The sequence below is a fragment of the Streptomyces sp. NPDC021749 genome, from assembly GCF_040640655.1.
In the GTDB taxonomy this organism is placed as follows: Bacteria; Actinomycetota; Actinomycetes; order Streptomycetales; family Streptomycetaceae; genus Streptomyces.
This window is the reverse complement of the sequence record NZ_JBFACE010000012.1, coordinates 85,893-100,014: the sequence shown is the minus strand read 5'-3', so window position 1 is coordinate 100,014 and position 14,122 is coordinate 85,893. Positions and strand designations below refer to the sequence as shown.

Annotated in this window: 15 protein-coding genes; 7 read left to right on the top strand and 8 right to left on the bottom strand. The window is 74.3% G+C overall.

Annotated elements, in window-relative coordinates; genetic code table 11:
* Positions 1-46 precede the first annotated feature (46 nt).
* A complete protein-coding gene (locus tag AB0G35_RS14660) occupies positions 47-943 on the top strand; it encodes a universal stress protein (RefSeq protein ID WP_360948413.1) in 897 nt (298 codons plus the stop codon).
* A gap of 82 nt (positions 944-1,025) precedes the next feature.
* Here AB0G35_RS14660 and AB0G35_RS14655 read toward each other — a convergent pair whose 3' ends face one another.
* From AB0G35_RS14655 to AB0G35_RS14645, 3 genes are all read right to left on the bottom strand, one after another.
* A complete protein-coding gene (locus AB0G35_RS14655) occupies positions 1,026-2,654 on the bottom strand; it encodes an NAD(P)/FAD-dependent oxidoreductase (protein WP_360948411.1) in 1,629 nt (542 codons plus the stop codon).
* A 103-nt stretch (positions 2,655-2,757) separates the two neighbouring features.
* A complete protein-coding gene (locus tag AB0G35_RS14650; protein WP_360948409.1) occupies positions 2,758-3,186 on the bottom strand; it encodes an SRPBCC family protein in 429 nt (142 codons plus the stop codon).
* Between the two features lie 122 nt (positions 3,187-3,308).
* Positions 3,309-4,100 (bottom strand): SigB/SigF/SigG family RNA polymerase sigma factor, encoded by a 792-nt coding sequence (locus AB0G35_RS14645; protein ID WP_360948407.1) that lies wholly within the window; start codon positions 4,098-4,100, stop codon positions 3,309-3,311.
* Positions 4,101-4,415: 315 nt separating this feature from the next.
* On the opposite strand from AB0G35_RS14645, the gene AB0G35_RS14640 reads away from it, so the two are divergent.
* Positions 4,416-4,733, top strand: a complete 318-nt coding sequence (locus AB0G35_RS14640; protein ID WP_360948405.1) for a DUF6343 family protein — start codon at positions 4,416-4,418, stop codon at positions 4,731-4,733.
* Between the two features lie 9 nt (positions 4,734-4,742).
* On the opposite strand, the gene AB0G35_RS14635 is transcribed toward AB0G35_RS14640, so the two are convergent.
* Positions 4,743-6,455: an aconitase family protein gene (locus AB0G35_RS14635; protein ID WP_360948403.1), complete on the bottom strand. Its 1,713-nt coding sequence runs from the start codon at positions 6,453-6,455 to the stop codon at positions 4,743-4,745.
* 170 nt (positions 6,456-6,625) lie between these two features.
* On the opposite strand from AB0G35_RS14635, the gene AB0G35_RS14630 reads away from it, so the two are divergent.
* Both AB0G35_RS14630 and AB0G35_RS14625 read left to right on the top strand, forming a co-directional pair.
* The gene (locus AB0G35_RS14630; RefSeq protein ID WP_360948401.1) at positions 6,626-7,372 is read left to right on the top strand and encodes a GntR family transcriptional regulator; all 747 of its coding nucleotides are present in this window, start codon (positions 6,626-6,628) and stop codon (positions 7,370-7,372) included.
* A 164-nt stretch (positions 7,373-7,536) separates the two neighbouring features.
* Complete coding sequence (locus tag AB0G35_RS14625; RefSeq protein WP_360948399.1) at positions 7,537-8,697, top strand: adenosine deaminase; 1,161 nt, start codon at positions 7,537-7,539, stop codon at positions 8,695-8,697.
* Positions 8,698-8,831: 134 nt separating this feature from the next.
* Here the strand turns inward: AB0G35_RS14625 and rpsN are convergent, their stop codons facing one another.
* From rpsN to AB0G35_RS14610, 3 genes are all read right to left on the bottom strand, one after another.
* Positions 8,832-9,137: a 30S ribosomal protein S14 gene (gene rpsN / locus AB0G35_RS14620; RefSeq protein WP_360948397.1), complete on the bottom strand. Its 306-nt coding sequence runs from the start codon at positions 9,135-9,137 to the stop codon at positions 8,832-8,834.
* Positions 9,137-9,373, bottom strand: a complete 237-nt coding sequence (gene rpmB / locus AB0G35_RS14615; protein ID WP_360948395.1) for a 50S ribosomal protein L28 — start codon at positions 9,371-9,373, stop codon at positions 9,137-9,139. The genes rpsN and rpmB overlap by 1 nt, the downstream gene beginning before the upstream one ends.
* A 131-nt stretch (positions 9,374-9,504) precedes the next feature.
* Positions 9,505-10,527, bottom strand: a complete 1,023-nt coding sequence (locus AB0G35_RS14610) for an alcohol dehydrogenase catalytic domain-containing protein (protein WP_360948393.1) — start codon at positions 10,525-10,527, stop codon at positions 9,505-9,507.
* Between the two features lie 228 nt (positions 10,528-10,755).
* Between AB0G35_RS14610 and dhaK the strand changes: the two genes are divergently transcribed.
* The 3 genes from dhaK (at position 10,756) to AB0G35_RS14595 (ending at position 12,897) form a co-directional block, all read left to right on the top strand.
* The gene (gene dhaK / locus AB0G35_RS14605) at positions 10,756-11,748 is read left to right on the top strand and encodes a dihydroxyacetone kinase subunit DhaK (RefSeq protein ID WP_360948391.1); all 993 of its coding nucleotides are present in this window, start codon (positions 10,756-10,758) and stop codon (positions 11,746-11,748) included.
* A gap of 112 nt (positions 11,749-11,860) precedes the next feature.
* Complete coding sequence (dhaL, locus tag AB0G35_RS14600) at positions 11,861-12,469, top strand: dihydroxyacetone kinase subunit DhaL (protein ID WP_360948389.1); 609 nt, start codon at positions 11,861-11,863, stop codon at positions 12,467-12,469.
* Positions 12,466-12,897: a PTS fructose transporter subunit IIA gene (locus tag AB0G35_RS14595; protein ID WP_360948387.1), complete on the top strand. Its 432-nt coding sequence runs from the start codon at positions 12,466-12,468 to the stop codon at positions 12,895-12,897. Before dhaL ends, AB0G35_RS14595 begins: the two co-directional genes overlap by 4 nt.
* Before the next feature lie 56 nt (positions 12,898-12,953).
* Here the strand turns inward: AB0G35_RS14595 and AB0G35_RS14590 are convergent, their stop codons facing one another.
* On the bottom strand, positions 12,954-13,772 hold the full coding sequence (locus tag AB0G35_RS14590; RefSeq protein ID WP_360948385.1) for an SAM-dependent methyltransferase: 819 nt from the start codon (positions 13,770-13,772) through the stop codon (positions 12,954-12,956).
* Positions 13,773-14,122 lie beyond the last annotated feature (350 nt).

Below are 14,122 nucleotides of genomic sequence, written 5' to 3'. Positions count from 1 at the left end.
GGGGTCGCCCGGCCCCGGCGTGCCCGACGCGAACAGGAGTGACCCGATGTCCGGTGCCTCACCGATCCGCCCGGTCCTGGCGGGAGTTGACGAAGGAGGCGGCCAACGGACGGTGGTCCGGCACGCCGCGCGGCAGGCCGGACTGCACCACACCCCGCTGCATCTGCTCCACGTCACCGGCCACCCGGACCCCGCCGGCACCGCGGCGGACGAGGCCGGGCACGGCCCGCCGGCCCCGGGCGCCGCCGGCACCGAACAGCTCGCCGAGCTCGTCCGCTCGGAGTTCCCCGGCATCACGGTGACCACCGAGACGGTGCCCGGCCGACCCGCGCCGGTCCTGCTGGAGCGCGCCACCGAGGCCTCCTTCCTCGTACTCGGCCACCGCGGCGGCGGCGGCTTCCCGCGGCTGCCGCTGGGGTCGGTCAGCCAGCAGGTGGCCACCCACGCCGACTGCCCGGTCATCGTCGTACGGCCCGGGGAGACCTCCGCGGCCCCGGACAACCGGGTGGTGGTCGGGGCGGACCTCGGCGACCTCTCGGCGGAGGCGCTGGACGTGGCGTACGGCGAGGCGGCGGTGCGCGGAGCGAGCCTGGAGCTGCTGCACGCCACCTTCCACCCCGGCGAGGTGCCGACCGGCCCCAGTCTGGTCGCGCCCGACTACGAGGCGCTCGACGCGGCCGCGCTGGAGATCCTGCGCACCGAGGCGGCCAAGCGTCTCGACCGCTTCCCCGACGTCACCGTGCACGCCCGGGTCGAACGCGTCCGCCCGGCCACGATGCTGACCGAGGCGTCCCGCGGCGCCGCCCTGCTGGTCGTCGGCACCCACGGCCGCAGCGGCCTGCGCCGGCTGATGCTCGGCTCGGTGAGCGGCGAGGTGCTGCACCGTGCGGCCTCGCCGGTCCTGGTCGTGCCCGGGCGGGACGGCGGCCGCCAGGCGGCATAGGGCGCGGCGGCCGTCACGACGGCGGGCCGGGTCGGGGCCGGCCGTCACGAGGGGCGCCGGCGGGCCGGGTCGGGGCCGGCTGTCACGGCCAGGTGCCGGCCCGCAGCGGGGCGCCGCGTCCCAGGGCGTCCTGGGTGCGGTGGAGCAGGCTGCCCGGCGCGCGGCGCAGCGCCGCCCGGGCCGCGTTGGCCCCCGGTGCGCCGTGCACCCCGCCGCCCGGGTGCGCGCCGGCCGAGGCCAGGAAGAGCCCCTCCACCGGGGTTTCCGGTCGCCCCAGGCCCGGCAGCGGCCGGAAGAACAGCTGCTGGTGGACGGCGGTGGTGCCGCCGTTGACCGCGCCGCCGTGCAGATTGGCGTCCAGCGCCTCCAGGGTGGGCGGGGCGAGGATGCGGCGGGCCTTGATCCGGGCCCGGAAGCCGGGGGCGAACCGCTCGACCTGCGCCTCCACCCGGTCCGCCATCGCCTCCTGCTCGCCGCGGTCCCAGGCGCCGGTGATCCCGCCCCGCTCCGCCGCGTCCCCGCGGACCCGGTGCGGTACGTGGGTGTAGGCCCAGGCGGACTCGGTGCCCGGCGGCGAGCGGGTGGGGTCCGCGGTGGTCATCTGCCCGAACAGCGCGAACGGCCGGTCCGGCACCTGCCCCATCGCGATCTGTGCGGCGAACCGCGTGAGTTCGTCCAGCCCGTCGGCGAGGTGCACGGTGCCGGCGGTGGCCGCGCCCTCGGCGGCCCACGGCACCGGGCCGCCCAGCGCCCAGTCCACCTTGAACGTGGCGAAGTCCCACTGGAAGCGCCGCAGGTCCGCGAGCAGACGGCCGGGCAGTTCGCGGGGGTCGAGCAGCCGGCCGTACAGCGCCGGCACGGACACGTCGGCGAGCACCGCCCGGCGGGCCGGCACCGTCTCGCCGATCGCGGTGCGCACCGCCACCGCGCGCCCGGCGCGGACCACGATCCCGACCACCCGCTCCCCGCAACGCAGCACCCCGCCGCGCCGCTGCAGCCGCCGGACCAGCGCCCAGGTCAGCTCCTGCGCCCCGCCGGCCGGCACCGGGAAGCCGCAGGACTGCGCCAGCATCGACATCAGCCAGCCGAACCCGCCGCTGCCCGCCGCTTCCGGGGCGAGGTCCGCGTGCAGTGCGTTGCCGGCCAGCAGCAGCCGCCCGGCCTCGCCGCGGAACTCCTCCTCGCCCAGGCGCCGTACGGGCAACAGCAGCAGCCGGGCCAGCCGCAGCCCGCCCTCCGCGCGGAGCCGGGCGGCCAGCCGGGCCGTCGCGCGCACCGGCGGGAACGGGGTGAACAGGGCCTTGAGCAGGTCCGGGCCGATCCGGTCCCAGATGCCGCACAGCCCCTGCCAGGCGACCCCGTCGCCGGCGCCGAAGGCTTCCAGTGCGGCCGCGGTGTCCCCGGGGGAGCGGTCCAGCACTGCGCAGCGGCCGTCCGTCAGCGGATGGGCCAGCACCCGGGGCGCATGGCTCCACACCAGCCCCTGCTCGTACAGGTCCAGGCGCGCGAGGACCGGCGAGGCGGCGGCCAACGGGTAGAAGGAGCTGCACAGGTCGCTGACGTAATCGGCGTGCACGCCGCGGTCACTGCGGACCGCTCCGCCCGGCTCCTCCTGCTCCTCCAGCACCTCCACCGTCCACCCGGCGTCGGCCAGCAGGTTCGCCGCGACCAGCCCGTTGGGGCCGGCCCCGATCACCACTGCGTCCGGCATCGCCGTCTCCCGTCCGGAAACCGCCCCTCCGCATCAGGTGCATCAGGCGACCGCCCCCTCGGCTCGGGCAGCGCCCCTCCGCGTCAGGAAGAACCGGCGCGGCTCACCCGCCCTGCTCCACCAGCTCCTTGAACTGCTGCAGATCGCTGCGCAGGCCCCGTTCGATGGCGGCAGCCTGGGCGAAGCCCTTGGGACCGCCGAAGGCCTCGGTGATGGTCCCCGGCTCGTACTCGAACCGGGCCTGCAGGCGGGTGTGCTCGTCGTCGAGGGGCAGCAGCGAGAAGGCGCCGCCCAGGCTGGGCCCACTCGTGGTCCGCCACGTCATCACGTTGTCCCCGCCCCGGTCGGTGATCGTGACCTCGAACTCCCGGGTGCGGCCGCCGGCCTCGACGTCCAGCCGGGTCCGCTCGCCCTCCGACCGGGCCGCCTGCACACCGTCCAGGAACTGCGGATAGGACTCCGCACGATGCAGGCATTCCCATGCCGTATCGAGCGGAACGCTGATGTCTATGTGTTCTTCGAGAGTGCTCATCAGGCACCTCACAGCTCGGCTCATGGCACGCGATTACGCTTCCAGGGTGCCCCGCCCGGAGCGGGGCGGCGACCCGGCCGGGGCAGCTCCGCGCGTCCCCGGAAAGGCGCCGCGTCGATGGGCTACGTCCGGGGCGCGGCGAAGGTCTGTTCGCGGACGAAATCGCAGGAGCGGCGCAGGAGGCGGGAGATGTGCATCTGGGAGAGGCCGACCCGGTCGCCTATTTCCTTCTGCGTCAGGCCCATGAAGTAGCGCAGGTAGAGGATGCGGCGCTCACGCTCCGGGAGCATGCGCAGGCCCGCGGTGGCCGCCGCGCGGTCGTCCACCAGGGCCAGCGCCGGGTCCTCCTGGCCGACGAGTTCGCCGAGCGTGTCGGAGCCGTCGCCGCCCAGGGGGCGTTCCAGGGACAGTGCGGTGAAGGTGTTCTCGGCGTCGAGGCCGAGCAGCACCTCGTCCTGGGTGAGGCCGGTGTGGGCGGCCAGGTCGCGTACCGTGACCTCCTGCTGACCGGCGCGGGCGGACAGCTCCTCGCGGGCGCGGAAGACCTTGGTCCGCAGGTCCTTGACGCTGCGTGGGACGTGCACCGCCCACATCGCGTCGCGGAAGTGCCGCTTGATTTCGCCGACGATGGTGGGCACCGCGAACGCGCCGAACGGGGTGTCCGCCCCCGGGTCGAACGCGTCGATCGCCTTGAGCAGGCCGAGCGCGGCCACCTGCCGCAGGTCCTCGTCGCTCTCGCCGCGGCCGGTGTAGCGGCGGGCCAGCCGGTGGGCCATCGGCAGCCAGGCCCGCAGGATCTCCTCGCGCAGCCTCTCCCTGCGGTCACCGTCGGCCAGCGTGGCCAGTTCCTCGAAGGCCGGGCCGGTATCCGGGTCCAGGTGCGCGTACCGGCCGGAACCGGCACCGCTGGTCATCGCCCCTCACGCCTCCCGATCAGCCGTTTCTCCCTGCCCGCGGGCGGTGTGCCCGCTGCTCGTCGAGCTCGTCGTTTCCACTGTGCGGCCAGGGGCGGACGCGCGCGAGACGACCGGCGGGGGTGGCCGGCCGCACCGCCCGTGCCGGGCACACGGTGGGAGAATGGGAGGGAGGACGAGCCGCGCCCCGGGTCCGCAGGTGGTGGGTGAGGGAACCGCCGCGGTGCCCCCCGGTGACGAGCGGCTCGGCTCAGCGGCCCCCGTGCCGAGGATCTCCCCGGCACGGGGTCGGCCGACCGGAAGGGGGACGCGACCGTGCCCGAGGACCGTCCGGACGAACCCGTGCCCGAGGACCCTCGGCGCAGCGGCACCGAGCCGGTCACGGCCCGCAGTCCGCTGCGGCTCCGGCTGATCCTGTCGGCCGTCGCGGTGGTGGTCTTCGGCGCGGGAACGGTGGGTTTCGCGGTGTGGTCGGGGGCGGCCGGCCCGCAGGACTCCCCCGGCCCGACCGTGCTGCTGGTCCTGGCCGTGGTCTGCGGGGTGCTGGTGCTCCTCGCCGCGCTGGACCTCGTCGTCCTGCTGCGCCGCATCCGCCGCGAGCGACGCCCGGTCACCGGGCCGGGCCCGCGCTGAGCCCCGTTCTCAGCGCGCCAGGGCCGGGATGATGCCGCCCGCCAGGACCGCCCGGCGGCGGCCGGGCGAGAGCCGGTGATGGACCGGATACTCCTCGTCACGGGTGGTGTTGCGGACGCGGAGGGCCGGCGGGCCGTGCTCGGCGAGCGCCTCGTGCAGTCCGGTGAGCCGCAGCCGGTCCCCGGGGCCGATGCGCCCGTAGGCGTCCGGATCGTCGAATTCCAGGGCCAGGACGCCGAAGTTGGCGAGGTTCTGCCAGTGGATCCGGGCGTACGACTTCGCGAGGACGGCGCGTAGGCCGAGGTGGCGCGGGGTGAGGGCGGCGTGTTCCCGCGACGAGCCCTGCCCGTAGTTCTCCCCGGCGACGATGACATGACCGCCGCCCTCCCGGACCTCCTTCGCACGCCGCGGATAGTCCGGGTCGAGCCGGGTCAGGGTGAATTCCGCGAGTTTCGGGATGTTGGACCGGTACGGCAGGGCCTTTGCGCCCGCCGGGGAGATCTCGTCGGTCGAGACGTCGTCACCGGCCTTGAGGAGAACGGGGAGTTCCATCTCGTCGGGCAGCGGGTCGAGTTCCGGCAGCGCGGAAATGTTGGGGCCGCGTTCCAGCTCCACCCGCAGCGCCTCGTCCGGGGGCAACGGCGGCTCCAGCATGGCGTGGTTGACCGAGACCGGATCCGGGGCGGCCGGTGCCGGGCAGGGCATGGCGCAGCGGGCGGCCCAGTCGCGGGGATCGGTGAGGGTGCCGGTCAGCGCGGAGGCGGTGGCGGTTTCCGGCGAACACAGCCAGACGGCGTCGTCGTCGGTGCCGGAGCGGCCGGGGAAGTTCCGCGGGAAGGTACGCAGCGAATTGCGGCCCGCGGCCGGCGCCTGCCCCATGCCGATACAGCCCAGAGCGCCCGACTGGTGAATTCTGGCGCCGGCGGCGATCAGTTCGAAGGTGGCTCCGCACCGGGTCAGGTCCTGGAGGATCTCCCGGGAGGTGGGATTGATGTCGAAGCTCACTCCCGGGGCGGTCTGCCGCCCCTTCACCATGGCGGCGGGCACCGCGAAGTCACGGAGTCCGGGGTTCGCCGACGAGCCGATGACGACCTGCCCGACCGGCTCCCCGGCGACCTCCCGTACGCCGACGACATTTCCCGGAGGTCGGACGCCCCCCTGAACGCCGTGGCGGCGGAGCATTTCCAGGATGACGTCCTTGGCGCTCACCCACGGCGGGAGTTCACCGGTCAGCCGGATTCCCCAGATCTCCGGCATGGTGAGGTGCAGTGGCCGTCCGGCCATGGCGAGGGCCACTTCCAGCCCGCCGGTTCCGATGGCCAGCATGCCCAGCGATCCGCCGGCGCAGGTGTGGGAATCCGAACCGGCCAGGGTTTTCCCGGGAATTCCGAAGTGCTGCATATGCGTCGGATGGGAGACGCCGTTCCCGGGCTTGGAGAACCACAGCCCGAAACGGCGGGCGGCCGAGCGGAGGAAGAGGTGGTCCTCCGCATTGCGCTCGTCGGCCTGCAGGATGTTGTGGTCGACGTACTGCACGCTGACCTCGGTCCGCACCCGTTCCAGCGCCAGCGCCTCCAGCTCCTGCATCACCAGCGTGCCGGTGGCGTCCTGAGTGAGCGTCTGGTCGACCCGGAGGGCGATCTCCTCGCCCGGCTCCATTCGGCCGGAGACCAGGTGGTCGCCGATCAGTCGTTGCGTCACAGTCCCACGCGAACGCCCCATTTGTTCATGTTAGCCCTCCCTTGCCGGGCCGGCCCCGCCCCGCGGCCACCGGCCACCGGCCACCGGCCACCGGCCACCGGCCACCGGCCACCGGCCACCGGACCACGATCCTCCGCGCCTGGGGCAGACTTGTCGGACAGGGCGGGACGGCGTGGAAGAGGGAGAACGACATGGCCGGCAGGCAACCGCAGCGGCGTCCGGTCGTCGCGCTCTACGAGCGCATGGTCGAGGCGGTCCGGGACGGCACGTACCCGCCGGGCTCCACCCTGCCGACCGAGCCCCGGCTCGCCGCCGAGCTGGGCGTGAGCCGGCCCGCGCTGCGCGAGGCGCTGATCCTGCTCCAGGAGGACGGCGTGATCAACGTACGCCGCGGGGTGGGCCGCACGGTCAGCCACCACCTGCCGCCGCGCGGCTTCGAGTACCTCAAGCCGGTCGAGGAGCTGCTGGGCGAGGACCGCCAGGTCACCACCACCGCCCTGGCCCGTACGCACGAGGAGCCGACCGACTTCTCCACCCAGCACCTGCTGCTGCCGGGCACCTGCCGGGTCCGCTTCTGGGAGAGCCGCATCGAGGTGGCCGGTCTGCCCTCGTGCCTGACGCAGGAGTGGGCGGCGCAGGACGAACTGCTGGCGGAGCTGCTGCCGGCCGCGGTGGAGGCGTTCGACGGGCAGGCGGCGGGCTCGTCGTCCATGCTCCGGCTGCTGCTCGCGGCCGGCCGCGGGCTGCCGCTGACCGGCGGCAGCACGGTCGTGGCCACCACCCTCGGCCGGCAGCGCGGGGCACAGCTGGACCGCCCGGCGGACACCCCCGCGGTACTGATCACCCAGGTCGTCCGGCTGGACCGGACGCCGCTGCTGGCGGCCAAGCACATGCTGCCGCCGGGCGCGCCGGCCCTGCCGGTCTGGCAGGCCCGGTAAGCCGGGCGGCGGGACGGGGAGCCGGGCGGCGGGCGGCGAGCGGCGAGGCACCCGGCGGAACGGCCGGCGGGCCGGCCCCGGGGACGGCCCGCCGCTCGTCCGGCCGGCACCGCCCCCCGGGACGCGTTCGCCGTCCCCGGGAAGTCGTGTCATACTCCCGCCTCATGACCTTGTCTGACAAGCTGCCGCTGGCGGCCCCCCACGTGCTCGACGAGCAGCAGATCCGGCGCGCCCCCAAGGTGCTGCTGCACGACCACCTCGACGGCGGCCTGCGCCCCGCCACGGTCATCGAGCTGGCCGAGCACATCGGGTACCGGAACCTGCCCACCACCGACCCCGCCGAGCTGGGCCGCTGGTTCCGGGACGCCGCCGACTCGGGTTCGCTGGAGCGCTACCTGGAGACCTTCGCGCACACCTGCGCGGTCATGCAGACCCCGGAGGCGCTCTTCAGGATCGCCGCCGAGTGCGCCGAGGACCTCGCGGCCGACGGCGTGGTCTACGCCGAGGTGCGCTACGCCCCCGAGCAGCACCTGACCGGCGGGCTGACCCTGGACGAGGTCGTGGACGCGGTCAACGCCGGATTCCGGGAGGGCGAGCGCCGGGCCGCGGCCGCCGGCCACCGCATCCGGGTCGGCACCCTGCTGTGCGCCATGCGGCACGCGGACCGCTCGCCGGAGATCGCCCGGCTCGCGGTCGCGCACCGCGACCGCGGGGTGGCCGGGTTCGACATCGCCGGCGGCGAGATCGGCAATCCGGCGAGCAGGCACGCGGAGGCGTTCGACTACCTCCGCGCCCAGGGCGCCCGGGTGACCATCCACGCCGGTGAGGCCGTCGGCATGGACTCCATCCACGAGGCGGTGCTGCGCTGCGGCGCCCACCGCATCGGCCACGGCGTGCGGATCACCGACGACCTCTCGACCGGTCCCGACGGCCGGGTCACGCTGGGCCGGCTCGCCTCGTACGTCCGCGACATGCGCATCGCGCTGGAGGTGTGCCCCACCTCCAACCTCCAGACGGGCGCCGCCGCGAGCTACCCGGAGCACCCGATCGACCTGCTCCGCCGGCTCGGCTTCCGGGTCTGCCTCAACACGGACAACCGCCTGGTCAGCGGCACGACGATGACGCAGGAGTTCCAGCACCTGGCCACCACCTTCGGCTACGGCGCGGCCGAACTGGAGGAGTTCACGGTCAACGCGGTCAAGGCCGCCTTCCTCCCCTTCGACGAGCGCACCGCGCTGCTGAACGAGGTCGTCCTCCCCGGCTACGCACGACTGCGCGCCGAGGAACTCGGCCGGGTCCCGGCCGGTGCGGGCAGCCTTGTCTGACAGCTAGCACACGCACGGCGGCCGACGGCCCGGGCACCAGCCGCCCGGGCCCCCGGTCCGTCGGCCGGCACGCCGGTCCGTACGCCGGTACGCCTCCGTACGCCGGTCCGTCGGCCGGTACGCCGTCTGCACGCTTACCAGGACGACTTGGTGACCCCGGGGAGGAAGCCGGCGTGCGCCTGCTGGCGCACCCGTACCCGGGACAGCCCGAACTTCCGCAGGTGGCCGCGCGGGCGGCCGTCCACGCCGTCCCGGTTCCGCACCCGGGTCGCGCTCGCATCGCGCGGCTGCCGCCGCAACTCGGCCTGGGCGGCGGCGCGTTCGCCATCGGTCGACGAGGGCCGCCGGATGATCTCCTTCAGCTCGGCACGCCGGGCCGCGTACCGCGCGACGACCACCTTGCGCTGCTCGTTCTTCGCGATCTTGCTCTGCTTGGCCATCAGACCTTCACCCCTCGTGCGCGGATGCGCGCCACCGCGGCCTCGACCCCGATGACGTCGACCGTCCTGATCCCTTTGGCGCTGAGGGTGAGCCGGACGTACCGGCCCTCGCTCGCCAGCCAGTAGCGCTTGCGCTGGATGTTCGGGTCGAACCGGCGGGAGGTCCGGCGGTGCGAATGGGAGATGGTCTTGCCGAAGCCCGGTGTGGCACCGGTCAGTTGGCAGTGGGCGGACATGTACGGACTACCTCTCGTCGGTCCCCGTCTGGGCCTCTCGGTATCCCTGCCCACATTAACGGTAATGGAAACCATTTCCAAGTGCTGGGGTGCGGCCGCCCCGGGCAACCTCGGCGGCGGCGCGGTGCGGGTCAGCGGAGCGTGAGCACCATCCGGAAGCGGGCGGTGCCGGAGAGCATCTTGCGGTAGGCCTCGTCGGTCCGGTCCAGCGGCGCGGTCTCGATCATCGGGCGGATGCCGTGCAGCGCGCTGAAGGCCATGGCGTCCTGGACGTCCTGTGCGGTGCCGGACGGATGGCCGCGGACGGCCCGGCCACTCATGATCAACTGCAGCGGGCTGATCCCCAGCGGTTCCGGGGAGACGCCGATGACCACCAACTCGCCGCGGTGGGACAGCCCGTCCACGGTCGCCGCGATGGCGCCCGCGCTGGGCGCGGTGGCCAGGACGACCTTGGCGCCGCCGAGGGACTGCAGGGCGTCCGCGACCGGGGTGGCCGCCGTGCTGTCGACGTAGTGGTGCGCGCCGAGCTGCTCGGCGAAGTCGGCCTTGGCCGCGCCACGGGCGATGGCCACGGTCTCGAAGCCCATCGCGGCCGCGTACTGCACGCCCAGGTGACCCAGGCCGCCGATGCCGAGGACGGCGACCAGATCGCCCGGCCGGGCGGAACTGCGCCGCAGCCCGTTGAACGTGGTCACCCCCGCGCAGGCCATCGGCGCCGCCTCGGCCGCCGGGAGCGCCTCCGGGATGCGGGCCAGGGCGTCGGCCGGCGCGATCACCGCGTCCGCGTAGCCGCCGTCGTACGCCCAGCCCGGGACCTTGAGGTTCGCGCAGACGATGAAGTCGCCCTGGCGGCAGGGCGGGCAGTGGTGGCAGCTGCCGCCGAACCAGCCGACGGCCACCCGGTCGCCCGTGTGCCAGCCGCCGTCCACGCCCTCGCCCAGCGCCTCGATGCGCCCGGCGATCTCGTGCCCGGGGACCAGCGGAAACCGTACGCCCGGGACCTGGGCCTCCACGAAGACGACATCGCTGTGGCAGACCCCGCAGGCGTCCACGGCCACCCTCACCTGGCCGGGGCCGGGCTCCGGCACCTCGCGCTCGACGACCTCGAACGAGCCTCCGGCGGCGGCGACCTGCGCCACGCGATAGCTGCTCATACGGCTCTCCGGATGCGGACTGCGGGGACGTGGTGCGGGGGCCGACGGGCGCCCCCGTTCCAGCAGACCACCTCCCGGCCGATCACGCGCGCGGAGGAGCCGGGGCGCGTGCACCGTGCCGCGAGGGGTAGGCCGTACGGGACCGCGACACCGGGGCGCGCCGCTGCCGTCGGCGCCCCCGCGGCCGATACTTGAACCGCCGGACCGCCCGCTCACCAGGAGGTACCCGTGAAGATGCTGATCAACGTGCCGGAGACCGTCGTCGGGGACGCCCTGCGGGGGATGGCCGCCGCGCATCCGGAGCTGGTGGTGGACGCGGAGAACCGGGTGGTGGTGCGGCGGGACGCGCCGGTGGCGGAGAAGGTGGCCCTGGTGTCCGGGGGCGGCAGCGGGCACGAGCCGCTGCACGCGGGTTTCGTCGGGCCCGGGATGCTGGACGCGGCATGTCCCGGAGAGGTGTTCACCTCGCCGGTGCCGGACCAGATGGTGCGGGCGGCGGCCGCGGTGGACAGCGGGCGCGGGGTGCTGTTCGTGGTGAAGAACTACACCGGTGACGTGCTCAACTTCCAGATGGCGGAGGAGCTGGCCCAGGACGAGGGGATCCAGGTCGCCAGCGTGCTGGTGGACGACGACGTGGCGGTGACGGACTCGACGTTCACGGCCGGGCGGCGCGGCACGGGCGCGACGCTGTTCGTGGAGAAGATCGCCGGAGCGGCGGCCGAGGAGGGCATGCCGCTGGAGCGGGTGGAGGCGGTGGCCCGGCAGGTGGTCCGGTCCTCGCGCAGCTTCGGGGTGGCGCTCAGCGCGTGCACGACACCGGCCAAGGGCAGCCCGACGTTCGAACTGCCCGCCGGCGAGCTGGAGTTGGGGGTGGGGATCCACGGCGAGCCGGGGCGGGAGCGGCGGCCGATGATGACCTCGCGGGAGATCGCGGACTTCGCGCTGGAGGCGGTCCTGGAGGACCTCGAACCGCGGCTGCCGGTGCTGGTGCTGGTCAACGGCATGGGCGCGACACCGCTGCTGGAGCTGTACGGGTTCGCCGCGGAGGTGCGCCGGGTGCTCGACGAGCGGAAGGTGGCGGTGGCCCGTACGCTCGTCGGCAACTACGTGACGTCGCTGGACATGGCGGGGGCTTCGGTGACGCTGTGTCAGGTGGACGGGGAGCTGCTGCGGCTGTGGGACGCGCCGGTGCAGACGGCCGCGCTCCGGTGGGGCCGGTAGCGGGCACCCCCGGCGGCCCCGCTTCGTTTACGCGTCCTGGTGCTCGTGTATGTAGCTGGGTACCCGTTGCCGCAGGTGAACCGAGAGCAACTCGATCCGAGGAGAGTGGTCCGTGTCCGGAACGGCCCTGGATGCCGCGTTCTTCGTACGCTGGATGACGACGGCGGCCGCCGCCATCGACCGGGAGGCGGAGCGGCTCACCGAGCTGGATTCGGCCATCGGCGATGCCGACCACGGCACGAACATGCAGCGTGGTTTCGCGGCCGTGGTGAAGGTGGTGGAGGCGGAGCCGCCGGCGACGCCCGGGGCGGTGCTGACCGCGGCCGGGCGGCAGCTGATCTCCAGCGTGGGCGGGGCGTCCGGGCCGCTGTACGGCACGCTGCTGCGGCGTACCGGGAAGACGCTGGGCGACGCGGCGCAGGTGTCCGCGGAGGAGCTGCGGGCCGGGCTGCGCGCCGGGGTGGACGCGGTGGGGCAGCTCGGCGGGTCGGCGCCGGGTGACAAGACGATGCTGGACGCCCTGGTGCCCGCCGTGGAGGGGCTGGCCACGTCCTTCGAGGCGGCGTCCGACGCGGCCGAGGAGGGCGCGCGGTCGACGGTGCCGATGCTGGCCAGGAAGGGCCGGGCGAGCTATCTGGGCGAGCGCAGCATCGGGCATCAGGACCCGGGCGCGACGTCCTCGGCACTGCTGTTCGCGGCACTCGCCGAGGTGGCGAAGTGACCGGCGGTGGCCCGGCCGGCGGCGGGGAGGGGCTGGTCGGGGTGGTGCTGGTGTCGCACAGCGGGCCGGTCGCGGAGTCCGTGGCCGCGCTGGCCGTCGGGCTGGCCGGGGGCGGCGCCACGGCGCCGGTGGCGGCCGCGGGCGGCACTGCGGACGGTGGGCTGGGCACCAGCGCGGAGCTGATCACGGAGGCGGCCCGGCGGGTGGACCGGGGCGCGGGGGTGGCGCTCCTGGTGGATCTGGGCAGCGCCGTGCTGACCGTCAAGGCGCTGATCGCCGAGGGGGACGAGCTCCCCGAGGGCGCGCGGCTGGTGGACGCCCCCTTCGTGGAGGGTGCGGTGGCCGCGGTGGTCACCGCCTCGGCGGGGGCGGATCTGGACGCGGTCGCCGCGGCGGCCGGGGAGGCGTACGGGTACCGGAAGGAATGAGCGGGCGGGCGGACCCGTGGGATCCCGGGCCCTCGGCCCGGCCTTCGGGTCCGCCGTCAGGGCTTGCGGGCGATGGCGGCGTAGCAGGCGGCCTCGGCGTCGGTGACGTGGGTGGCGTCGGCGGGGTCGTCGGGTCGCCATTGGTGGGAGAGGGTGATGCCCGGCTCCAGCAGCTCCCAGCCGTCGAAGAAGCGGACGAACTCGGCGCGGGTGCGGAACTGGAGGCGGGTCCCGGCGTCGCCGTAGATCTTGAGGATCTTCCGCATCGCCTCGGGGGCGAAGTCGGCGGTGGCGTGGCTCATGGCGAGCGTGGAGCCGCTGGGGAGGGCCGACTTGAGGGTTTCGACGATGGTGCGGGCGCGGTCCGAGCCGTCGTCGGGGACGAAGTGCATCAGGGCGTTGAGGCTGAGGGCGACCGGGCGGGACAGGTCGAGGGTGTCGAGGAGTTGCGGCGCGCCGAGGATGCTCCCGGGGTCGGTGACGTCGGCCTGGACGTAGGCGGTGCGGCCCTCGGGGGTGCTGAGCAGCAGGGCCGCGGCGTGCGCGAGGACGATCGGGTCGTTGTCGGTGTAGACGATCCGGGCGTCGGGGGCGATGCCCTGGGCGATGTCGTGCAGGTTGGGCGGGGTGGGGATGCCGGTGCCGATGTCGAGGAACTGGCGCAGGCCGGACTCGGCGAGGAAGCGGGTGGCGCGGTGCATGAACTCGCGGTTGATGCGGGCCGCGACCAGCGCGGAGGGGAACACCGCGAGCACGCTGCCGGCGGCCACCCGGTCGGCCAGGAAGTTGGTCTTGCCGCCCAGGAAGTAGTCGTAGATCCGGGACGAATGGGCCCGGTCCAGCTGTAGGTCCACCACGGGCTCGTGCTCGTTCATCGTCCGCTGCCTCCCCAGGTCCGGCACACCGCTCGGGCCCCGCGCCGCCGGGCGGGCGGACCGGGGGCGCACACACCGAAGCCGTGCGCCCCCAGCGCGCGGTTTCGGCCGTTGTGCACGGGGCTGTGGGAGCTCTGCCCGGTGACGGCCGGATCATGCGGGGCGCACACCCGCGCAAGCGGTGACAGTCCGCCATGTCGGTGCCACGATTCGCCACATGCCATCGTCAAGGGTAGTCATATGAATACGCAGCGGAAGATTTTTGCGCCCCTCGTGCCACAAACGGGGGCTGTTTCCTGTTCATTGGAGGGTGAGGGCAAACCGTCCTCCCGCTGCCCCCGGCGCCCCGC